Raw genomic sequence first — 21,678 nt, forward strand, 5'->3', positions numbered from 1 at the left:
CACTGTAGAGGGGGAAGGTAGGAATCGCTGCAAAACATCCCTGAAATACTTAGGATTGGCAAGACCCCTTGCGCATTAAGTGCCCAGCTACGCTCCACCTAGTCAGTGTCGAGCAATTGTCGAAATCACTGTGCCGGATAGGTACGTAGTGAAACGGACGAGAGTGCTGAGACCTCAGATTGAGCGGGTTTGCGACGCAACGGGACGCTTAAGATAGGGTTCAAATCCCACCTTAACCGCCAGACAACTAAAACCCCTGAAAGAGCAGTCTTTCAGGGTTTTTTGTTCCTCTCGCCCGAAAATCCCCGGCAAGTGCTGCGCGAGCAGGTTTGCGGCTGCTCCTGATGGCTCGGATGCGCAGTCCCACTGTCGCGGATCAGGATTACTGCCAAGCCCAAGGTGCTGGACTACTGTTATAGGGAATCGATACCCCCTCCAGCCTAGATCCAGCCCCGAGCTGGCGCGGATGTGCGATGAGCGAAGCTGACCCTGGAAGCACCCTGGCCATCGAGCTCGCCCAGACGCTACAGGGTTTGGATGGCGAGCGCTGGTTCCGCCAGATGGCCGATGGCTTGCCGCTGATCGTCTGGACGGCCCGTGCGGATGGCGTTGTCGACTATTTCAATCGGCGCTGGTGGGACTTCATCGGAGCCAGGCCAGGCGCCCCGGACGAGAGGGGCTGGCAGAATATCCTCCATCCCGATGATCTGCCCCCTACGCTGGCCCGCTGGCAGCAGGCGCTGGTCACTGGCGAGTCCTATGAGATGGAGTATCGCTTCCTGCGGGCTGTCGACCAGACCTACCGCTGGCACCTGGGGCGTGCCGAGCCACTGCGTGAGGCTAGCGGGCAGATTCTCAAGTGGCTGGGCACCTGTACCGATATCGATGACCAGAAACGCGCCGCCGAGTCTCTGGCTGGGGTTCAGCAACGCCTGCAGGAACAGGTGCTCGAGCGCACGATGCTGATCGAGCGGGTAAATACCCACCTGCTGGCAGAAGTGCAGAAGGGCGAGTATTTGCTGCGTCAGTTGCAGTCGCACACCGATAACCTGGCGCGGATTATCGCGACCCAGACCCGTCTGGCCGAGGCCGAGCTGGATCTCGACCTATTCCTCAACCTGGTGGTGCAGCAGATGCAGGAGCTGACGCCGGCTTCAGGGGCGGCGGTCGAGTTGGTCGATGGTGAGGAAATGGTCTATCGCGCAGCATCCGGCAGCGTGGCGCCATTCGTGGGCGTGCGCCTGGGTATTGGCAGCAGCCTGTCCGGGCTCTGTGTACGTTCGGCCACGGTGCTGATGTCGGCCGATACCGAGCAGGATCCGCGGGTCGACCAGGCTGCGTGCCGCAAGATTGGCGTGGCGTCGATGGTGGTGGCGCCCCTGTTGCTGGCGGGCAGGGCTGTCGGTGTGCTGAAGATCATGGCGTCGCAAGCGAACGCTTTTAGCGCTGCAGATGTGCAGACGTTGCAGCTGATGGCTGGCCTGCTGGGCTCGGAGCTGGGGCATCAGGTCGATTTCGAGAACAACCAGCGCCTGCTCGCTGAGCGTACCGAGGAAGTGGCCAAGCGCATGGCTTCCGAGGCGGTGCTGCGGGCCAACATGGAGCGTACTCAACGCATCATCGAGAGCTCTCACGAAGCCTTCGTCTGCGTCAACGAACAGAGCGAGATTACCGACTGGAACTCCGAGGCCTGCCGGATTTTTGGCTGGGAGCGGGGCGAAGTGATAGGGCGCCCGCTGACCTCGGTGATCATCCCGGAACGCCTGCGCAGCGCGCATCATGAAGGCATGGCGCGTTTCATCAAAACCGGTCAGGGGCCGGTGATCAATCGCCGGGTCGAGTTGCCGGCCCTGCGCAAGGATGGCAGCGAGCTGATCGTGGAGATCACCATCAGCACCAGTGGCAACGGCGCGGAGCGCGAGTTCAGTGCCTTCATGCGCGATGTCACCGAGCGCAAGCGCACCGAACAGGAAGTGCTGCTCAATCAGCAGTTGCTGCGTTCGGTCACCGATGCCATTCCCGCAGTGGTGGCCTTTATCGACACGCGCGAAGTGCTGCGGTACTGCAACAAGCCGTTCCTGCAGACGTTCGGCAAGATCGAAGCGCAGTGTCTGGGGCATTCATTGCTCGAATTGCTCGGTGCCGATGAATACGCCTTCATCCAGCCCCATGTGACGCAGGCCCTGGCGGGGCAGCAGACTTCCTTCGAGCGGGCGCTCAAGGTGCAGGGCAACGAGCGCTATATGGAGGCGCGCTATGTGCCGGAGCGCGATGTTGGCGGCGAGGTGCGCGGTTTCTATTTGATTCTCTGGGACATTACCGAGCGCTGGGCGCTGGAGCAGCAGTTCCGCTTGCGGGCCCTGCGCGACAGCCTGACCGGTCTGCTCAATCGTGCCGCGATCATGGAGGCACTGGAGCGTGCGATTGCCGAGCACGGGCCTGGTAGTCGCGATCTGGCCTTGCTCTACCTGGATGTCGACCACTTCAAGGAGATCAATGACAACCTCGGGCATGCCGTGGGAGACGAGGTGTTGAAGATCTTTGCCGCACGCCTGCAGCGCAGTGTGCGCACCAGCGATGTGGTGGCGCGTCTGGGGGGCGATGAGTTCGTCATTCTGTTGCAGCACCTGTCGTCGGCCGAGCTTGCCTGTGAAGTGGCAGCCAAGGTCATCGACGCCATGGTCGAGCCGTTGCAGATTCGTCAGCACAGCCTGGCGGTCTCCACCAGCATCGGCGTGGCCATGCTCGATGCGCAGACGCCTTGCCCGGAAACCCTGCTGGAAAAAGCCGATCAGGCGCTCTACCAGGCCAAGCAGGCGGGGAGGAATCGCTTTTCCCTGTCGCCCTAGGACTTTTCCTCTTCCTGCCAAGCGCTTAAGGTGCGTCGATTCTTTGCAGGGGAGCGGCCTATGCGCGCCCGTTGGGACATTTTCTGCGCGGTGGTGGACAACTACGGCGACATCGGCGTGACCTGGCGCCTGGCTCGGCAACTGGTGGCTGAGCACGGCGTGCTCGTGCGTCTGTGGGTAGACGAGCTGGCCGCGCTGCAGCGCCTGTGCCCGCAAGCCGACATTCAGGCTGCCAGCCAATGGCTGGAAGGTGTCGAGGTCTGTCACTGGCCTGCCGACTGGCAGCCCGTGCAGCCCGGCGAGGTGGTGATCGAGGCCTTTGCCTGTCATCTGCCGGCGGCGTTCGTCAGCGCGATGGCCGCGCAGGCGCGTAAACCGCTGTGGCTGAACCTGGAATACCTGAGTGCCGAAGACTGGGTCGGCGGTTGCCATGGGCTGCCATCGCCGCAGCCGGATGGCCTGCAGAAGTTCTTCTTCTTTCCCGGTTTTACCGCGCAGACCGGCGGCCTGTTGCGCGAAGGTGATTTGCTGGCGCGGCGCCGAGCGTTCCAGGCCGATCCGGCGGCGCGCGCGACGTTTCTGGCGGGGCTGGATGTGCAGCCGCTCGATGGCGCCCGCTTGGTCTCCCTGTTCGCCTACGAAAATCCGGGCTTGGCGAGCTGGCTGGAGGCGCTAGCCGCGGATGCCCGGCCGACCCAGTTGCTGGTGCCGCAAGGGCGCATCCTCGGCGATCTGCAGGCCTGGCTGGGCGAGGCCGAGTTGCCGCCTGGCGGCAGCTGGCGGCGCGGCAATCTGCAGGTTCAGCTGCTGCCGTTCGTCCGCCAGGAAGACTACGACCTGCTGCTGTGGAGCTGCGATTTCAACGCGGTGCGCGGCGAGGACTCCTTCGTCCGCGCCCAGTGGGCCGGGCGACCGCTGCTCTGGCATATCTATGTGCAGCAGGAGCAGGCGCACCTCGACAAGCTTGAGGCGTTTCTGCAGTTGTATCTGCAAGGGCTGACGGCAGAGGCCGCCGCAGCGCTGGGTAGTTTGTGGCGGGCATGGAATAGCGGGCAGGGCATGGGCGAGAGCTGGGCGGCGTTGCAGAAAGTCGCCCCCGAGGTGAGCGCGCATGCCGAGCGCTGGTGTCTGCAACAGGCCTCTCGTCCTGATCTTGCTGCGGCGCTGGCAGAGTTTTACCAAAATTGGCTATCATGCGCGGCTTAGAAATTCGTACCTCCATCAAAATCCGGATATTCGTATGAAAACCGCACAAGAAATGAAGCCCAACAGTGTGGCCCTGATCGACGGTCAACCTTGGCTGATCCAGAAAGCCGAGTTCACCAAGTCCGGTCGTAACAGCGCCATCGTCAAAATGAAGCTGAAGAACCTGATCAACGGCTCGAAGACCGAGACCGTTTACAAGGCCGACGACAAGATGGAGCCGGTGATCCTCGAGCGTAAGGAAGTGACCCTGTCCTACATCAGCGGCACTGATTACGTGTTCATGGACCCGGAGTTCAACTCCTACGAACTGCGCGAAGAAGACCTGGAAAGCGTTCTGCCGTTCATCGAAGAAGGCATGACCGACATCTGTGAAGCCGTGTTCTTCGAAGGCAAAGTGATCTCCGTTGACCTGCCGACCACCATCGTGCGCCAGATCAGCTACACCGAAGGTTCCGCCCGTGGCGACACTTCCGGCAAGGTCATGAAGCCGGCCAAGCTGAGCAACGGTACCGAAGTCAAGGTTGCAGACTTCTGCAACATCGACGACTGGATCGAGATCGACACCCGCGACGGTTCCTACAAAGGCCGTACCCAGGCGCCGCAGGCTTAAGCCTTCCGTCTGTACCGCGTGTGACAAAGAGCCCGGCCATGTGCCGGGCTCTTTCATTTCAGCTGCCAATTGGCAGGCGGTTGTGCAGGGCCTGGTCCCAGGGCGGCGGGTGGCCGAAGCGCTCGCTGAGGAAGGCCAGCAGCAGGCGCACGCGTGGGCTGGTTTCGCGCTCCAGGCGCAGGGCGTAGATGCTGCTGGGTTCGGGGGGCGGCAAGCCGTTGTCGCAGAACAGCGGCTGCAACTCGCCGCGCAGCAGGTATTCGCTGGCCAGCCAGGTCGGCAGATGGGCGATGCCCAGGCCATTGCACACCCCGTGGATCAGGGTTTCGCAGTTGTTGCTGGTCATGCGCAGGCGACCGGGCCGACAGAGCTGCAGCTTGCCCTGGTGGGCAAAGCGCCAGGCGTAAGGCGGCGCCAGGGTGGCCCAGTCGAGGCCATCATGGCCTGCCAACTCCTGCGGGCTCAGCGGTGTGCCACGTTGGCGCAGGTAGCTCGGGCTGGCGCAGGCGATGCGCATCATCGAGGCCAGCGGTGTGGCAACCAGGCGGCTGTCACCCAATGGTCCGATGCGGATCACCAGATCGACCTCGCCCAAGTGCTCGCCGTCCAGGTCAATGAAGCTGTCGATCAGGCGCAGTTGCACATCCAGGCCGGGGTTTAGTGCGAGGAAGTCGGCAATGGCTGGGGCCAGGTGGCGGCGACCGAAAGGGCTCGGTGCGTCGATGCGGATCAGACCTTCCTGGGCGCTGCTCAGCGACACGGCCTCGGCTCTGGCCAGGCGCAGTTCGTCGAGGACGCGCCGGCTGCGTTCGGCGAAGGCGACACCCGCCGGGGTGGCTCGTACCGCGTGGGTGTTACGCAGGAACAGGCTTACCCCGAGCGCCTGTTCCAGGCTGTCCATGCGCCGTGCCACGGCCGAAGGTGTGAGCTGGTACAGGCGCGCGGCAGCGGAGAAGCTGCCGCTTTCCAGTACGGCGAGGAAAAGATCGAGTTGATCGCTGAGTTGGGGCGGATTCATGGCATGCCTGTGCGTTATGGGCACAGCCATTGTGCATCTTTGTGCGTTTCCGATCCAAGTAGCGCTGATTAGCATGGATGCCTCTGAATGCGGAGGTCGCATGCTGTTGAGTGAAGTGCTGATCAATATCGGCCTGGGTTTGTGCCTGGGGACTATCGGCGGGCTGTTCGGTATTGGTGGGGGGCTGATCGCGATTCCCATGCTCGGTCTGCTGTTCGGCCTGGATCAGCACCTGGCCCAGGGCACAGCCTTGGTCATGGTGGTGCCGAACGTGATGCTGGCGCTATGGCGTTACAACCAGCGCAATCGCCTCAATTGGCGTTGGGCCGCTGTGCTGGCGCTGGCCGGTTTCTGCTGGGCGCTGCTCGGTGCCAACCTGGCCGCCAGCCTGTCGGCAACCCTGATGCGCCAACTGTTCGTCGTCTTTCTGCTGACCCTGATGCTGTATAACGGCTGGCGTCTGTATCGGCCGGTGCCGCTGCAGAGTGCGCAAGGTGCGCCCAGTACGGGTCAGCTGGCTGTACTGGGTACTTTTGCCGGGCTGGCTGGCGGTCTGTTCGGCGTGGGCGGGGCGGTGGTAGCCACGCCGGTGCTGACCAGTGTGTTCGGCCTGAGCCAGGTGGCGGCGCAAGGCCTGGCGCTGGCAATGGCCCTGCCGAGCACCGGGGTGACCCTGGCCACGTTTGCCGCTCACGGTCAGGTTGCCTGGGGGATGGGGCTGGCGCTGTCCTGCGGCGGTCTGCTCAGCATCAGCTGGGGCGTGCGTATCGCCCACGCCCTGCCGGACAAGCTGCTGCGTCTGTTGTTCTGCGGTTTTCTGCTGGCCTGCTCGCTGGGCCTGTTGCTGCAATAGGTCGGCGTCTAGAGGCGGAAACCCTCGACGATATGCTCGGCCAGGGTTTCCGTGACCTGCGATTGGCTGTGCTGGCTGCGCAACAGCACGATACTGGTCTGCGGCAGCGTCGGCAGGCCTTCGGCCTCGCCGATGATGCGCATGTCCGGGGTGATCAGGCTCTGCAACTGGGCGGTAACCGCCAGGCCGGCGCTGACCACGGCGAAGATCGCCGATAGGCTGGGGCTGGTGTAGGCGATGCGGTACTCGCGCTCCATGGCGTCCAGGGCGTTGCAGGCCCAGGCGCGGCAGAAACAGTCGGCATTGAACATGGCCAGCGGCATGGGCGTCTGCTCGTGGGGGCTGAAGCCGATGGCCTCGGCCCAGACGAAGCGTTCCTGGCGCAGTAGCTGACCGATTTCCTTGCCCGGCTCGCGGGTGACGATGGTCAGGTCGAGATCCTGGCGCTGCAGCAGCTGGTAGGACGGCTCGCAGTGCAGCTCCACCTGCACCAGCGGGTAGGCCTGGGCAAAGCGCGCGAGGATGCCCGGCATGAAGCGCATCACGTAGTCGTCTGGTGTGCCGATGCGCACCGAGCCGACCATGTGCGGCTCGCGCAGGGTATTGAACACCTCACCATGCAACTTGAGGATGCGCCGGGCGTAACCCAGCAGCACCTGACCTTCGGCAGTGAGGCGTACCTGGCGGCCATCACGTTGGAACAGCGAGCGTTGCAGCACGTCTTCTTCCAGGCGCTTCATCTGCATGCTGATAGCCGACTGGGTGCGGTTGACCGCCTCGGCCGCACGGGTGAAACCGCCCAGGTCGGCGATGGCAACGAAGCTGCGCAACAGCTCGGTGTCGATGCTTGGGTAATTGGCCATTGATCAATCTCCAAGATGTCTCGTATAAGAAACATTCGTTGGATTGATCTTAATCCCAGCGCGAGACTGGCGCCAACCCCACAAGGAGGGCGTCGAGATGAAAGGTCAAAAAGGTTATGCCGTAGCGCAGTCGATCAGTATCGGACGGGTACGTCCCCTGTATCTACTCAAGGCCGCCTGGGGTCAAGTAGTACGCTGGTGGCAACTGGCCGAGCAGCGTCGCCGGCTGGCGATGCTGGATGGAGATGCGCTGAAGGACATGGGCCTGAGCCGCGCCGATGTCATGCAGGAAAGCGAACGGCCGTTCTGGGACGATCCGCTCAAGCGTTGAGCAGTGGTGTCGCGAGGTGTGGTAAAGGGCTGCTGGGATCACGCCGGCAAGCTGCCAGGACCGAGGCGCACGTGGCGGCTGGTAGCATGCCGGTTGGCTGAATTAGAAATAGGGTTTTAGAGCAAGGAGCCAGTATGTCCCGTTACCACCTAGCACAACTGAATATCGCCAGCATGAAAGAGCCCCTGGAGTCGCCCGGCATGGCCGACTTCGTCGCCAATCTGGAGCGCATCAATGCCCTGGCTGAGTGCTCGCCAGGCTACGTCTGGCGGCTGCAGGACGAGGCTGGCGATGCCACCGCGATTCGCCCGTTCGGCGAGGACGTGCTGGTCAATCTGTCGGTCTGGCAGGATGTCGAATCGCTCAGCGACTACGTATACAAGTCTGCCCATAGCGAGATGCTCAAACGCCGCAACGAATGGTTCAGCCGCCTGGGCGATGTACACATGGTGCTGTGGTGGGTGCCGGCTGGGCATCTGCCGGATCTTTATGAGGCCGCCGAGCGCTTGCGTCTGCTGCGTGAGCTGGGGCCGACTGCCGAGGCGTTCAGCTTTCGCGAGCGCTTTGTCGCACCGCTTGCCTCGCCCTGTGCCTGAATTGGGCTGGCGCTGCTGGGCAATGCGGCTAGCATAGGCCGGCATGAGCCTTTCCCTGTCCTTGTCGCAAGCTCGTCGCCTGGCCCTGGCTGCCCAGGGCTTTGGTCGCACGCCGCGCGGGGGCGTCGGCCAGCGTCAGTTGCTGGCGCAGATCGAGCGCCTCGGCGTGCTGCAGATCGATTCGGTCAACGCCTTGGTGCGTTCGCACTACCTGCCGGGCTTCTCGCGTCTTGGTCTCTACCCAGTAGAGTTGCTCGACGAACTGGCCTGGGGCCAGCCGCGGCGCCGCGCTCTGTTCGAGTACTGGGGGCACGAAGCCTCGCTATTGCCACTGGAGCTGTATCCGTTGCTGCGCTGGCGTATGCGCCGTGCAGCCGATGGCCAGGGCATCTACCGGCAACTGGCTGAGTTCGGCCGGCAGCAGCGCGAGGTCATTGCTCGTGTATTGCGCAGCGTGCGCGAGCAGGGAGCCCTGGGTGCCGGCAGCCTGACCACTCGTACCGAGCGGGCCGGGCCCTGGTGGGACTGGAGCGCAGAGAAGCATGCACTGGAATGGTTGTTCGCCGCCGGCCAGGTGACGGTGGCTGGGCGGCGCGGCTTCGAGCGTCTCTACGACCTGCCGGAGCGAGTGATTCCGCTGGCGCAGTTCGAGCATCCCGAACTGGATGAAGACGATGCGCAGCGCCAGTTGTTGCTGCGCTCGGCAGATGCCCTGGGGGTGGCGACGGCGAAGGATCTACGCGATTACTACCGGCTGGATGCAGCCGACAGCAAGGTGCGCATCGCCGAGCTGGTCGAGGCCGGTGAGTTGCAGCATGTTGCGGTCGAGGGTTGGTCGCAGCCGGCCTATTGCCGTGGCGAGCCAAAGCTGCCGCGGCGGATCAAGGCCAGCGCGCTGCTGTCGCCTTTTGACTCACTGATCTGGGCGCGCGAACGCACCGAGCGACTGTTCGACTTCCACTACCGTCTGGAAATCTATACGCCACAACACAAGCGCGTGCATGGCTACTACGTGCTGCCGTTTCTGCATGACGAGCGCTTGCAGGCGCGCCTCGACCTGCGCAGCGAGCGGGCGCAAGGGCGCCTGGCGGTGCATGCCGTACATGTGGAGGAAAGTGGCTTGGACGAAGACGCACTGCTGGCGCTGGCGAGGCAGCTGAACGCGCTGGCTAGCTGGTTGGGGCTGCAGCGGGTAGTGCTCAACTGCCGGTCGGCAGAGGCCACACGCTTGCGGCCTCTGTTGGCGAGTGACCTGTAGCAGCCAGCTTGCTGGCGATCCGCGTCGCCACTGATCGCCAGCAAGCTGGCTCCTACAAAAACGGGGTCGCAGCCCCGTGATTGCAACTTACTTGTTAGCGGCGATGCGTGCGCGGATATGTGCGGCGCGTTCGGCGGAAGCCGGGTGGGAGTCGAACATGCTGCTCTCGCCACTGCCCAGCTTGGCCAGTTTCTCGAAGGCGGTGACCAGGCCTTCGCGGTTGACGCCGCGCTGGGTCAGCAGGTCGAAGGAGAAGTCATCCGCATCGGACTCCTGCGATTGGGAGAACTGCGCGTTGACCAGTGCCTCGCCCAGTTCGCCGATCTGCGAGCTGGACAGCGCCGCCGCAGCGCCATTGCCCGAAGAGGCGGCGGCATTGCGTGCGGCCGAGGTGGCGTAGGCTGCCTGCATGGCCTTCTTGGTATGACCCAGAGCCACGTGGCCCATCTCGTGGCCGAGTACGCCTTCCACTTCGTTGTCGGTCATCAGATCCATCAGGCCGCTGTACACGCGTACGCAACCGTTGGCCATGGCCCAGGCGTTGACCTCGTCGGTCAGGTAGACCTTGTAGTTCACCGGCGTGCCGTTGACCTGGCTACCGAGGTTGGCGGCGATCTTGTCCAGGCGCTGGCTGTATTCGCTGTCTGCCGGTGCGATGGGCGCTTCGGCGTCCATCTGCACGCAGGCCTGGTCGGCCTGGCTCTTCACTTCGGCGTCGCTGAGGGTGGCGGCCTGCATGGCCATCACACCGGTCTGCAGCATGGCGTCCGGGCTCATGTTCTGGCAGCCGCTGAGCAGGGTGGCGAAGGCGAGGGCGGAAAAGGGGAATTGCAGTTTCATCGGTCATCTTCCTTGGTGGGTGTATAAGCCGCGAGTCATTCCCGGCTGGGCGGTGCTTGCAGATCGCTGCATCACGTTCCGGACTCAAGACATCAGAGCCCGCAGACTGCGCGAATTGTTGCACAGGTGCCTGGGGTTGGTGCTGAAACAGGTCTCACTTGGCGTAGCCACTATCAACGATCTGGCCTTGATGGCGTCGTGCTTTTTAGTGGGCATAAGCCCTTGGGGGGCGAATTGCTCGCTGGATTTTGGGGCGCGGTAGGTGAGGTGCAGCCGTTGTACCGCCGGTCTGTTTAGTCAGCGCCACCTGCATACGCAAGCTTTTCAGATTTTGTGGTACTGGCGCGGTGGTACGCCTTTCCAGCGTTTGAAGGCGTGGATGAAGTTGGATACTTCGCCATAACCGAGGCGCTCGGCGATTTCCTCCAGGTTCAGGCCGCCGGTGGCCAACAGTTCTTCGGCCAGGGCCTGGCGCACTTCTTCCAGCAGGCTGCGAAAGCTGCTGCCTTCCTCGTCCAGGCGCCGGCGCAGGGTGCGCGAACTCATGCACAGGCTGGCGGCGACTTCCTCCATATCCGGCAAGCGACCGGGGCGGCTGAGCAGCAAGCTGCGAATCCGTCCGGCCAGGCCGCTGCGCTGGCGGCGCTTGTCCAGCAGGAGCTGGCACTGTTGCTCGCACAACTCCAGCGTCCGTGAATTGGCCCCGGGCAGCGGGCGGTCGAGCAACTGACGATCGACCACGAAGCGGTTGCAGGGCTGGTTGAAGTTCGGCAGCACGCCGATCTCGCTGAGGTACAGGCTGGGGTCGGCGGGGGCCGGGATGCACAGATCGACACGGCGAATCGGCAGGGGGGCGTTGATCAGCTCGCGTTGGGCATTGAGCATGCCACCCAAGTCACGCTCGAGGATGAAGGTGCGCAGGTCTGGCGGCACGGCACTGTCGTCGAGCAACAGATGCGCCTCGTCGCCATACTCCTCCAGCTGCATGTTGTGAAAAGCGTAGGTCAGGTCCAGGTAGCGCAGGCCCAGCCGCGCGGCGTCGCGATAGGTTGGGCTGCTGAGCAGGGCAAAACCCCAGATGCCATAGGTATTCAGTTGATAGCGTTTGCCCGCCAGCAGGCCGATCCCCGGTTGCTCGCCGAGGGCTGTGACCAGATTACGGATCAATAGCAGCTCCTGTTCGGCGGCGATTTCACTGGCGGGGTCAGCCAGCAGATGCCAACTCAGGCCGGTGCCGGCGAGGCAGGCATCAAGCGACAGACCCTGGTCGAGGCCGAACTGGGCCAGCAGTTGCACGCTGATGGCGCTGCGCCGGGCGGGCCAGTGAGGTGTAGCGGTCATGCAAGTTTGTCCGAAAGTCACAATTTTATGGCCGACTATGCCATAACTCGGGGGCCGTGCAGTACGTAGGATCTGCTCATCGCTTAATCGCGTTTCACGGAGACAAGAATGCATAACAACACTCCTGAGCAGGCGCCCCTGGGCGTGCTGATCATCGGTTCGGGCTTTGCCGGCCTGGGCCTGGCCATGCGCCTGCGCCAGCAGGGCAGCGATGACTTCCTGATCCTGGAAAAGGCCGACCAACCCGGCGGCACCTGGCGCGACAATGACTACCCCGGCGCGGCCTGCGATGTGCCCTCGCACCTGTATTCCTTTTCCTTCGAGCCGAAGACCGACTGGAGCCGACGCTACGCCCCGCAGGCGGAGATCTTCACCTATGTGCAGCAATGCATTGCCAAGTACCAGCTGCAGCCGCGTATCCGCTGCAGCAGCGAAGTGAGCGAGGCCTGGTTCGATGAGTCGGCGGCGCTGTGGCGGGTTACGACTGTCGATGGCGCGCAGTTCAGTGCGCGGGCGCTGGTCAGTGCCTGTGGCCAGCTCAACCGCCCGCTGTACCCGCAGATTGCCGGTATCGAGCGCTTCGCTGGAGAGAGCTTCCATTCGGCGCGTTGGCGGCATGACATCGACCTCAGTGGCAAGCGCGTGGCTGTGATCGGCACCGGCGCCAGCGCCATCCAGTTCGTCCCCGAGATCGTGCCCAAGGTGCAGCAGCTGACCCTGTTTCAGCGCACGGCCGCCTATGTGCTGCCCAAGCCGGATCGCGCCTACAGCCGCTTCGAGCTGGCGCTGATGCAGCGCTTTCCCTGGACGCAGAAACTCGACCGGGCCTTGCAGTACCTCTATCACGAGGCGCGTGGTGTGGCTTTTTTCGTCCTGCCGGGGTTGATGAAGCTGTATCGCGGCAGTTTTCTCCGCCATCTGCAGCGCCAGGTTAGCGACCCCGAGTTGCGCGCCAGGCTGACCCCGGATTACCCGCTGGGTTGCAAGCGCATCCTGATCAGCAACGATTACTACCCGGCGCTGGCACAGCCGCAGGTGGAGGTGGTCAACCAGGCGATCCACGAAGTCAGCGAGCATGGGGTGATCAGCGCCGATGGCCGCGAGCATGCGGCGGACGTACTGATCTATGGCACCGGTTTTGCCGCCAGCGATTTCCTCGCACCGATGCACATCCGCGGCCTCGGCGGCCTTGAACTGAACCAGGCCTGGAAGGAGGGTGCCGAGGCTTACAAGGGCATCAGCGTCAATGGCTTCCCCAACCTGTTCATCCTCTACGGGCCGAACACCAACCTGGGCCACAACTCGATCATCTACATGCTCGAGAGCCAGTTTCCCTATGTGCTGAGCTGCCTGCAGCAACTGCAACAGGGCGTGCGTTACCTCGACGTGCGCGCGCCGGTGCAGCAGGCCTGGAACCAGCGCCTGCAACATGCCATCGAGCATTCGGTGTGGGAGCAGGGCTGCAACAGTTGGTACAAGAACGCCGCCGGCAAGCACACCAACAACTGGTCCGGCTTCACCTTCAGCTATCGCCGGCACACCCGCCAACCGGACTGGAGCGACTATGACCGGGTCCGTTGAGCTGGCCGCGCCAAGCGGGCTGCGACAGCGCTGCCTGGCGCCGCTGTTGCGCGGCATGACCTGGCTGCTGTTTCGCAGTTTTTTCCAGCCGCGGGTGAGTGCCCAGGCTCAGCGCCGCCTGCTGCGCCTGTGCACCCGCATCACGCCGGTTTCCCCTGGCGTGCATATCGAGTCGGGCGAGCTGGGTGGCGTGCCTTGCGAATGGTTGCGCCCCGTCCAGGGCAACGGCTGGGTGCTGCTCTATCTGCATGGTGGCGCCTTTATCGTCGGTGCGCCGCAGACCCATCGCAGCCTCACCAGTTACCTGGCCCGGCACGGACGCCTGGCTGTCTGTGCCCTGGACTATCGTTTGGCGCCGGAGCAGCCGTTTCCGGCGGCGCGCGACGATGCGTTGGCGGCCTATCGCGCGCTGCTCGCCAAGGGACAGCCGGCCGAGCGCATCGTGATTGCTGGCGATTCGGCTGGCGGTAACCTGACCCTGGCCACCGCGCTGCGTATGCGCGAGCTGGGCCTGCCATTGCCGGCAGCGCTGGTGTGTTTCTCCCCGGTCACCGATGTCAGTGGTGCCACCCAGCACCATCCAGCCGCCGGCGATCCGCTGCTGAATGAGGCATGGCTGGGACAGGGGATAGACGCTTACTGCCCGGCGGGCATGGATCGGCGTGATCCCGCTGTGTCGCCGCTCTATGCTGAGTTGCAGGGGCTGCCGCCGTTGCTGGTGCAGGTCGGCGAGGATGAGATTCTCCTGTGCCAGAGCCAACTGCTGGCCGAGCATGCGCAGGCGGCAGGCGTGGACTGCACGCTGGAGCTGTATCGGCGTCAGTGGCATGTGTTCCAGATCAATTGCGGGCTGCTGCCCAGCGCCGATCAGGCCCTGCAGCGGGTGCTCGGCTTTCTCCGCCAGCGAGGTTGTCCATGAACAATATCCTGATCACGGGGGCCGCTTCCGGTATAGGTGCGGCCACGGCACGGCTGTTCCATGGCCGTGGCTGGAAGGTCGGTTTGCTGGATATCAACCACAGCGCCCTGGCCGAGCTGGCGGCAGAACTGGGCGGGGTCTGGCATGCCGAACTGGATGTGGCTGACCCTGGCGCCGTGCGTGAGGCCCTGGCCGATTTTGCCGCACTGCATGGCGGCCAGCTGCGCCTGCTGTTCAACTGCGCCGGTGTGCTGCGTTTCGGCCACTTTGAGGAAATCAGCCTGGAGGAGCATGCGCGCATCCTGCAAATCAACGTGCTCGGCCTGCTGCAGATGACTCATGCGGCTTTCCCTTATCTGAAGGCAACCCGCGACGCGCAGGTGATCAACATGGGGTCGGCCTCAGGGCTGTATGGCACGCCGCATATGGTCAGCTACTCGGCCTCCAAGTTCGCCGTGCGCGGTCTGACTGAGGCCTTGGAGCTGGAGTGGCAGCGCCATGGCATCCGTGTGGGCGACCTGATGCCACCGTTCGTGCGCACGCCGATGGTCGACAGCCAGCGCTTCGAACCACCGGCGCTGCGCCGCCTGGGCGTCAAGTTACGCGCCGAGGACATTGCCGCTGCCGTCTGGCTGCAGGCCGGGCAGTCGCAGGTGCATCGACCGATCCACTGGTTGTTCAAGTTGATGTACTGGAGCGGCCAGGTTTCGCCAGCCTGGGTCAATCGCCTGATGATGCGTTGGCTCAGTCGTGCGTAAGCTCCGTTTGTCGCGACGGTAACAATTTGATCGATTCTCCAGGCGACAGCCGCTGGCGCCGAGGACTACTCTGCAGGTGAAAGGTTCCGGTTGGTGTTCTGCCAAGCCAGCCTTTTGGTGCAACACGCTTCTGTCTCTGTGTGCGTCAACGTCGGGTTGCTACCCGGCGCGGGTCTCGTGCGGCACCGTCTGGTGCTGCCAAGTCGGTCTTTAGTGCCGGCTGCGGTCTATCAATCGCCTGAGAGGAGGTCGTTAGATGAGCACAGTCATTCAGGAAGATGTCAGCAACAATGTTCTGCGCCGCATGAAGGAAGGGGGGTTCGATTTCGCTCGGGTCCATCCCATCGAGTTCTACGCCATTTTTCCCGACGAGGAGCGGGCTCGGCAGGTGGCAGGTACGTTTCGTGGTGAGTCGTTGAATGCCCAGGTCAGTGTGCGTGATGACGGGGCTTGGCACCTGCAGGTGAGCAAGGTGATGTACGCCACCCATGCAGGCATTGGTGATTTCGAGCAAGACCTGGAGTCGCTGGTCGTACCGCTTGGCGGTGTGCTGGATGGGTGGGGTGTGACGCAGGAAGTTCGCGCCAGCCCGCGTTAGATACCAGTGCCTCCACGCCGGCTGACCCACGGGTTGGCCGGTGTTCAAGTTGCTTCCCTTATTCTTATCGTGTGCTGGGCTCAGCCGGCCGTGCGCTTGTGCAGCTGCTCCAGGTGAGCAATCACGTCGGGGGCGCCGGCCAGGCGGAGGCCTTCGCCCAGGGCATTGGCTTCGGCGGAAGCCTTGGGCAGCAGGAGGAACTCCGGCGCACCAGGGTTGCGCAGCAGCGAAAGACGCGCGTAGGGCAGGTGGTTGTCCAGCAGCAGGCCCATGAACGCCGGGTCGCTCCAGGCCTGCACCGGCATGGCCAGCACGTGGTAGTGCTGTTTCAGTTCGGCCAGGCCGTACTGGCTGAGGCGATAGCGCGTCAGCTGTGCCGGCAGGTTGACTTCCAGGCCACGCAGGCGGGCATAGGCGATGGCGCAGGCGAAGGGCTCGCCGTATTGCTCTGAGGCCCAGAACAACCGCTCGCCATACCAGCTGGCCTGGCACAGTTCGATCGGCTCGCCCGCGAGAAAGCGTGGCAGTGCCGTGCTGATGGTCTTGAGGAAGTCCTTGTAGCTGATGATGCGCACGCTGCGGCAGGTCTGGGTCGCGGCAAACTCTTCGAAGGTGCTGAACATGCCGCCAGTTTCCGGTGGTGGGCTGCACAGGCCGTCGATACGGCGCAGATCGAAGTTGCTGAAGCTCAGTTGCTCCTGCTCGACCACCCGCATCAGTACGGCGCGGGCTTCGGCCTTGTCTTCCTGGACCGGGCCGGAGAGGGCGTCGCGTGGCAGGTTGACCAGGCGCTGCAAGGGCGGGCCAGCCAGCCACCAGATGCTGTCCGCCGTTGCCGGCAGGGGCTGGAAAGGCAGCTGCAGGGTGCGGGAGCGCTCGAATACCATGCGTGCTACACGCCCGCTCAAGCCCAGGCGCTGAGCCAGAGCGGTAAGCCGTGATGCCAGGTTGGTGGTGGATTCGGACAGACTCATGAGCCGCAGTGCATTCCTGGAACGTTGGTGCCAGTGTGGCAGAGCTGCTGCCGGCGCGCACTAGTCCGGCGCTCAAGGCCAGCCTGTTCGGGCTCTGCAAGCCACAGCAGCTGTGGCAGAATCGGGAAAATCACGATGAGGTAGCCTCCATGCCCAGCCTCGTGCTGGATATCGCTCTGCCGGCAGAGCGTTTTCGCGCCGTTTATCAGGGGCGCGCCAACCGGGTGTTATTGTTCAGTCGCGATGGTCGCAAGGTTAGCTTGCCGGCCCATCATTTGCGGCCTTTCCTGCGCCACGATGGTATCTATGGGGTGTTCGAGCTCGAATTCAGCGTGGCTGGCGAGCTGCTGGAACTGCGCCAACTGCAATAAGCGCCCTCATTACCTGTCTTATTACCTGCTTGCCTCGCCTGAGGCTAGTGGGCGCGGCTATAATCGCGGCCTGCTTCCCAACGCCACTCTATCCGAGCCGACTCGCCCATGTATGACCTGGCCCGCGCGCTGCTGTTCAAACTGTCCCCGGAAACTTCCCACGAACTGTCCATCGACCTGATCGGTGCAGGCGGTCGCATGGGCCTCAATGGCCTGCTGAGCAAGACGCCGGCGAGCTTGCCGGTGCGGGTCATGGGCCTCGATTTCGCCAATCCGGTCGGTCTGGCTGCCGGCCTGGACAAGAACGGCGATGCTATCGATGGCTTTGCCCAGCTCGGTTTTGGTTTCGTCGAGATCGGTACCGTAACGCCCCGCCCGCAGCCGGGCAACCCCAAGCCGCGGCTGTTCCGTCTGCCGCAGGCCACGGCGATCATCAATCGCATGGGTTTCAACAACCACGGTGTCGATCATCTGCTGGCCCGAGTGCAGGCGGCCAAGTACAAGGGCGTGCTGGGCATCAATATCGGCAAGAACTTCGACACACCGGTCGAGCGGGCGGTGGATGACTACCTGATCTGCCTGGACAAGGTCTACGCCCACGCCAGCTACGTCACGGTCAACGTCAGTTCGCCGAACACTCCTGGCCTGCGCAGTCTGCAGTTCGGCGACTCGCTCAAACAGTTGCTCGAAGCCCTGCGTCAGCGCCAGGAATACCTGGCCGCGCAGCAAGGCAAACGTGTGCCGCTGGCAATCAAGATCGCCCCGGACATGAGCGACGAGGAAACCGTGCAGGTTGCTCAGGCCCTGGTGGAAACCGGCATGGATGCGGTGATCGCCACCAACACCACGCTCGGCCGCGAAGGTGTCGAAGGCCTGCCTTACGGTGATGAAGCCGGTGGTCTGTCCGGCGCGCCAGTACGCGAGAAGAGCACGCACACGGTCAAGGTACTGGCTGGCGAGCTCAAGGGCCGCCTACCGATCATTGCCGTGGGTGGTATCACCGAAGGGGGACATGCGGCTGAGAAAATCGCCGCCGGGGCCAGCCTGGTGCAGATCTACTCGGGCTTCATCTACAAGGGCCCGGCGCTGATCCGTGAGGCGGTGGATGCCATCGCTGCGTTGCCGAAAGGCTGAAAGCAATAAAAAGGGCCCCGGAGGGGCCCCTGGGCTTGCGCCCACCGTCCGGATGGGACGGCCTGGTGAAGTCGGGTGGTGATCCTAGTTCAGCCGACGGCGTGCAGTTCGTTGAGTCGGTGGATGCCAGCGGTGCCGGTCAATCCGTCCCAGTTGTCGCCGCGACCTTCGCGCCAGCCGTTGATCCAGGCTTGGCGTGTGGTGGGATGGGTGAAAGGACACATGTCGCGGGATTTACCATGAATGCCGTGCTGATAGCCGCGCAGGAAAGCTCGTTCCATCGGATCACGCTTAAGTCTTCTCATAGGGTGTTGCCCTCACTTGTTGACTGTTATGTCCTTGAGCTCCAGGTTGGAGCCAGGCAGAAATGCTCTGCCGTTGGAGTCCGCTGCCGGCGTGGCGGACTGCCTGTCGATGCCGTTGCGGCATCAACCTGAGTTGATTTCTAACGAATGCGTCGTGGCCTGTGAATGATCGTTTTGTCATAAGGACGTAACGCATTTGGGTATGGGGCCATAAGGTCCCAGCAGTTTTCTTCGCGTTTTCTGCCCCAGCCCCCGTGCTGCGGGAGTCGCGCCAGGGGACTGCGGCGTTTTGCCATTGCGAACTCGTCGCGTCTGCGAGCAGTGCTTATTCCGACGAAGGGTCGCGCAGCGACGTTCTGTCACATATTTTGGCTAGCAAGCCGCCACTTTTTACTGGAAGTCACATGTCGGACCGTTACGAACTGATCCTTACCTGCCCCAAGAGCCTGGAAAGCCTGCTGGCCGAAGAGGCCGCGGGCCTGGGCCTGGAAGAGGTGCGTGAGCAGACCGCGGCGGTACGCGGTTTCGCCGGGCTGGAAACGGCTTACCGCCTGTGCCTCTGGTCGCGCCTGGCCAACCGCGTGCTGCTGGTGCTGCGGCGTTTCCCGGTGGTGGATGCCGAGTCCCTGTACCAGGACGTGCTGGCCGTGGACTGGGCCGAGCACATGGAGCCTTCCGGTACCCTGGCCGTGGAGTTCAGTGGTAATGGCTCGGGTATCGACAACACCCACTTTGGCGCGCTGAAGGTCAAGGATGCGATCGTCGACAAGCTGCGCACCGCTGATGGCACGCGACCATCGATCGACAAGATCAACCCGCACCTGCGCATTCATCTGCGCCTGGACCGTGGCGAGGCGGTGCTGTCGCTGGACCTGTCCGGGCACAGCCTGCACCAGCGCGGTTACCGCCTGCAGCAGGGCGCCGCTCCGCTCAAGGAAAACCTGGCTGCGGCGGTGCTGATCCGTTCCGGCTGGCCGCGAATTGCCGCTGCCGGCGGCGCCCTGGCCGACCCCATGTGCGGCGTCGGCACCTTCCTGGTCGAGGCGGCGATGATCGCCGCCGACCAGGCGCCCAACCTGCGCCGCGAGCAATGGGGCTTCAGCTACTGGCTGGGTCACGTGCCGGCGCTGTGGAAGAAACTGCATGCCGAGGCCGAGGAACGTGCGGCCATCGGCCTGCGCAAGCCACCACTGTGGATTCGCGGCTACGAGGCCGATCCGCGGCTGATCCAGCCGGCGCGCAACAATATCGAACGGGCCGGCCTGAGCGACTGGGTCAAGGTCTACCAGGGCGAACTGGCGACCTTCGAGCCGCGTCCGGACCAGAACCAGACCGGCCTGGTGGTCAGCAACCCGCCCTATGGTGAGCGCCTGGGTGACGAGGCGAGCCTGCTTTATCTCTACCAGCACCTCGGCGAACGCCTGCGCCAGAGCTGCCTGAATTGGGAGGCGGCAGTGTTCACTGGCGCGCCCGAGCTGGGCAAGCGCATGGGCCTGCGCAGCCACAAGCAATACGCCTTCTGGAACGGCGCGCTGCCGTGCAAGTTGCTGCTGTTCAAGATCTTGCCGGAGCAGTTCGTCACCGGCGAACGCCGCTCCAGTCGTGCCAATGACACCGGCGACAGCGACGAGCAGCAGCCGCTGGTGGCTCAGGCCAACCAGGCGGCGCGTCTGTCCGAAGGCGGGCAGATGTTCGCCAACCGCCTGCAGAAGAACCTCAAGACTCTCGGCAAGTGGGCGCGCAAGGCTGATATCCAGTGCTATCGCCTGTATGACGCCGACATGCCCGAGTACGCCCTGGCTATCGACCTGTACCAGGATTGGGTGCATGTGCAGGAATACGCGCCACCGCGTTCGATCGACCCGGAAAAGGCCCAGGCCCGCCTGCTCGATGCCCTGGCGGCGATTCCCGTGGCCCTCGGCGTGCCGCAGGACAAGGTGGTGATCAAGCGCCGCGAGCGCCAGAGCGGCACCAAGCAGTATGAGCGCCAGGCGACCCAGGGCCAGTTCCTGGAAGTGAACGAGGGCGGCATCAAGCTGCTGGTCAATCTCACCGATTACTTGGATACCGGCCTGTTCCTCGACCACCGTCCGCTGCGCCTGCGCATCCAGAAGGAAGCGGCCGGCAAGCGCTTCCTCAACCTGTTCTGCTACACCGCCACGGCCAGCGTGCACGCGGCCAAGGGTGGTGCGCGCAGCACCACCAGCGTCGACCTGTCGAAAACCTACCTCGACTGGGCTCGACGCAACCTCAGCCTGAACGGCTTCTCCGATAAGCAGAAGCTGGAGCAGGGCGATGTGATGGCCTGGCTGGCGGCCGATCGCGGCGAATACGAGCTGATCTTCATCGACCCGCCGACCTTCTCCAACTCCAAGCGCATGGAAGGGGTGTTCGACGTCCAGCGCGACCATGTGCAGCTGCTTGACCTGGCCATGAACCGCCTGGCGCCAGGCGGCGTGCTGTATTTCTCCAACAACTTTCGCAAGTTCCAACTCGATGAAGGGCTGGCAGCGCGTTATGTGGTCGAGGAGATCAGTGCCAGTACGATTGACCAGGATTTCGCGCGCAATCCGAAGATTCACCGGGCCTGGAAGCTAATGGCACGCTAACTCAGGGTTATTGGCACTTAGAGGCTGCGCGCGAGGAGTACCGTGCGCTGCTGCCGTGTCAGGGCTTGCGCTGGTTGCGTGGCGAAGCCTCGCCTGAACCGTTGGCCGGGTGCTGTGGCATGGCTACCTGACCGATGTCATCGGGCCGAAGCTGGTGTGGCAGGAGCTGTGCACCCTGTCGATTACCGACACCCTGAGCGGCGCCTATAACCGTTGCTATTTCCAGGAACGTCTGGAGCTGGAGATAGCGCGGGCCAAGCGGCATGCTGCCAAAGGTCCGGCAGTGCTGATGCTGGATATCGATCATTTCAAACTGATCAACGACCGCTTCGGCCATGACACCGATGACCAGGTATTGCAGGCGGTGTGTAATCGCATTCGCCAGCGCCTGCGCAACATCGATGTGTTCTGCCGCCTGGGCGGGGAGGAGTTCATCGTGCTGGCGCCGGGGATTAGCGTAGAGCAGGCGGCTATCCTGGCCGAGGCGCCGTGGCAGGTGTTGCGCAGTGAGCCGGTAGAAGGTGTCGGTATGGTGACGACCAGCTTCGGCATCACAGCCTGGCGCACTGGTGAAAGCAGTGCGGCCATGCTTAGTCGAGTGGGTGCAGCGGTCTACCGAACCAAGGACGCCGGGCGTGACCGTTTGCAGGCCATGCCCTAGGCG

General features: G+C 63.4%; 20 protein-coding genes and 1 pseudogene. 15 read left to right on the plus strand and 6 right to left on the minus strand.

Translation table 11 applies throughout. From position 1 onward, the window contains the following. Window positions 1-473 precede the first annotated feature (473 nt). From H3H45_RS10005 to H3H45_RS10015, 3 genes are read left to right on the plus strand one after another with little or no spacing between them, the layout of a single operon-like run. Window positions 474-2,849 carry a PAS domain S-box protein gene (locus H3H45_RS10005; RefSeq protein ID WP_182833580.1) on the plus strand — a complete coding sequence of 792 codons (2,376 nt, stop codon included), beginning with the start codon at window positions 474-476 and terminating at the stop codon, window positions 2,847-2,849. A 60-nt stretch (window positions 2,850-2,909) separates the two neighbouring features. Beyond that, window positions 2,910-4,055 carry an elongation factor P maturation arginine rhamnosyltransferase EarP gene (gene earP, locus H3H45_RS10010; RefSeq protein ID WP_182833581.1) on the plus strand — a complete coding sequence of 382 codons (1,146 nt, stop codon included), beginning with the start codon at window positions 2,910-2,912 and terminating at the stop codon, window positions 4,053-4,055. A 34-nt stretch (window positions 4,056-4,089) separates the two neighbouring features. Beyond that, window positions 4,090-4,665: an elongation factor P gene (locus H3H45_RS10015; protein WP_182833582.1), complete on the plus strand. Its 576-nt coding sequence runs from the start codon at window positions 4,090-4,092 to the stop codon at window positions 4,663-4,665. A gap of 58 nt (window positions 4,666-4,723) precedes the next feature. On the opposite strand, the gene H3H45_RS10020 is transcribed toward H3H45_RS10015, so the two are convergent. Then, entirely contained in the window at window positions 4,724-5,683 is a 960-nt protein-coding gene (locus H3H45_RS10020) for a LysR family transcriptional regulator (RefSeq protein WP_182833583.1), read from the minus strand. A gap of 106 nt (window positions 5,684-5,789) precedes the next feature. Here H3H45_RS10020 and H3H45_RS10025 point away from each other — a divergent pair, with 106 nt between their 5' ends. Further along, a complete protein-coding gene (locus tag H3H45_RS10025) occupies window positions 5,790-6,536 on the plus strand; it encodes a sulfite exporter TauE/SafE family protein (protein WP_407926693.1) in 747 nt (248 codons plus the stop codon). Between the two features lie 8 nt (window positions 6,537-6,544). Here H3H45_RS10025 and H3H45_RS10030 read toward each other — a convergent pair whose 3' ends face one another. After that, a complete protein-coding gene (locus H3H45_RS10030; protein ID WP_182833585.1) occupies window positions 6,545-7,399 on the minus strand; it encodes a LysR substrate-binding domain-containing protein in 855 nt (284 codons plus the stop codon). Between the two features lie 97 nt (window positions 7,400-7,496). Here H3H45_RS10030 and H3H45_RS10035 point away from each other — a divergent pair, with 97 nt between their 5' ends. From H3H45_RS10035 to H3H45_RS10045, 3 genes are all read left to right on the plus strand, one after another. Then, on the plus strand, window positions 7,497-7,730 hold the full coding sequence (locus H3H45_RS10035) for a DUF1127 domain-containing protein (RefSeq protein ID WP_182833586.1): 234 nt from the start codon (window positions 7,497-7,499) through the stop codon (window positions 7,728-7,730). Between the two features lie 134 nt (window positions 7,731-7,864). Beyond that, window positions 7,865-8,326, plus strand: a complete 462-nt coding sequence (locus H3H45_RS10040) for a DUF3291 domain-containing protein (RefSeq protein WP_182833587.1) — start codon at window positions 7,865-7,867, stop codon at window positions 8,324-8,326. Between the two features lie 43 nt (window positions 8,327-8,369). Continuing rightward, window positions 8,370-9,584 (plus strand): winged helix-turn-helix domain-containing protein, encoded by a 1,215-nt coding sequence (locus H3H45_RS10045; protein WP_182833588.1) that lies wholly within the window; start codon window positions 8,370-8,372, stop codon window positions 9,582-9,584. A gap of 87 nt (window positions 9,585-9,671) precedes the next feature. Here H3H45_RS10045 and loiP read toward each other — a convergent pair whose 3' ends face one another. After that, the gene (loiP, locus tag H3H45_RS10050; RefSeq protein WP_182833589.1) at window positions 9,672-10,424 is read right to left on the minus strand and encodes a metalloprotease LoiP; all 753 of its coding nucleotides are present in this window, start codon (window positions 10,422-10,424) and stop codon (window positions 9,672-9,674) included. 324 nt (window positions 10,425-10,748) lie between these two features. Beyond that, complete coding sequence (locus H3H45_RS10055; protein WP_182833590.1) at window positions 10,749-11,765, minus strand: AraC family transcriptional regulator; 1,017 nt, start codon at window positions 11,763-11,765, stop codon at window positions 10,749-10,751. 108 nt (window positions 11,766-11,873) lie between these two features. On the opposite strand from H3H45_RS10055, the gene H3H45_RS10060 reads away from it, so the two are divergent. From H3H45_RS10060 to H3H45_RS10075, 4 genes are all read left to right on the plus strand, one after another. Next, window positions 11,874-13,346: a flavin-containing monooxygenase gene (locus H3H45_RS10060; RefSeq protein ID WP_182833591.1), complete on the plus strand. Its 1,473-nt coding sequence runs from the start codon at window positions 11,874-11,876 to the stop codon at window positions 13,344-13,346. Further along, window positions 13,330-14,265, plus strand: coding sequence for an alpha/beta hydrolase (locus H3H45_RS10065; RefSeq protein WP_182833592.1), 936 nt, complete (start codon window positions 13,330-13,332; stop codon window positions 14,263-14,265). The genes H3H45_RS10060 and H3H45_RS10065 overlap by 17 nt, the downstream gene beginning before the upstream one ends. After that, window positions 14,262-15,023, plus strand: coding sequence for an SDR family oxidoreductase (locus H3H45_RS10070; protein ID WP_182833593.1), 762 nt, complete (start codon window positions 14,262-14,264; stop codon window positions 15,021-15,023). Before H3H45_RS10065 ends, H3H45_RS10070 begins: the two co-directional genes overlap by 4 nt. Window positions 15,024-15,279: 256 nt before the next feature. After that, on the plus strand, window positions 15,280-15,621 hold the full coding sequence (locus H3H45_RS10075) for a ribonuclease E inhibitor RraB (protein WP_173205773.1): 342 nt from the start codon (window positions 15,280-15,282) through the stop codon (window positions 15,619-15,621). Window positions 15,622-15,701: 80 nt separating this feature from the next. On the opposite strand, the gene H3H45_RS10080 is transcribed toward H3H45_RS10075, so the two are convergent. Then, a complete protein-coding gene (locus tag H3H45_RS10080) occupies window positions 15,702-16,595 on the minus strand; it encodes a DUF6685 family protein (protein WP_182833594.1) in 894 nt (297 codons plus the stop codon). Between the two features lie 149 nt (window positions 16,596-16,744). Between H3H45_RS10080 and H3H45_RS10085 the strand changes: the two genes are divergently transcribed. After that, window positions 16,745-16,966, plus strand: coding sequence for a DUF2835 domain-containing protein (locus tag H3H45_RS10085; protein WP_182833903.1), 222 nt, complete (start codon window positions 16,745-16,747; stop codon window positions 16,964-16,966). 108 nt (window positions 16,967-17,074) lie between these two features. After that, a complete protein-coding gene (locus H3H45_RS10090) occupies window positions 17,075-18,100 on the plus strand; it encodes a quinone-dependent dihydroorotate dehydrogenase (protein ID WP_182833595.1) in 1,026 nt (341 codons plus the stop codon). An 89-nt stretch (window positions 18,101-18,189) separates the two neighbouring features. Here H3H45_RS10090 and rmf read toward each other — a convergent pair whose 3' ends face one another. Next, window positions 18,190-18,405 carry a ribosome modulation factor gene (gene rmf, locus H3H45_RS10095; RefSeq protein ID WP_160489598.1) on the minus strand — a complete coding sequence of 72 codons (216 nt, stop codon included), beginning with the start codon at window positions 18,403-18,405 and terminating at the stop codon, window positions 18,190-18,192. Between the two features lie 404 nt (window positions 18,406-18,809). Between rmf and rlmKL the strand changes: the two genes are divergently transcribed. Together rlmKL and H3H45_RS10105 are read left to right on the plus strand one after the other, a co-directional pair. After that, window positions 18,810-21,014: a bifunctional 23S rRNA (guanine(2069)-N(7))-methyltransferase RlmK/23S rRNA (guanine(2445)-N(2))-methyltransferase RlmL gene (gene rlmKL / locus H3H45_RS10100; protein ID WP_182833596.1), complete on the plus strand. Its 2,205-nt coding sequence runs from the start codon at window positions 18,810-18,812 to the stop codon at window positions 21,012-21,014. A gap of 14 nt (window positions 21,015-21,028) precedes the next feature. Further along, window positions 21,029-21,675, plus strand: a pseudogene (locus H3H45_RS10105) (GGDEF domain-containing protein); the annotation flags it as partial. Window positions 21,676-21,678 lie beyond the last annotated feature (3 nt).

It is taken from the genome of Aquipseudomonas guryensis, from assembly GCF_014164785.1.
Lineage (GTDB): Bacteria > Pseudomonadota > Gammaproteobacteria > Pseudomonadales > Pseudomonadaceae > Aquipseudomonas > Aquipseudomonas guryensis.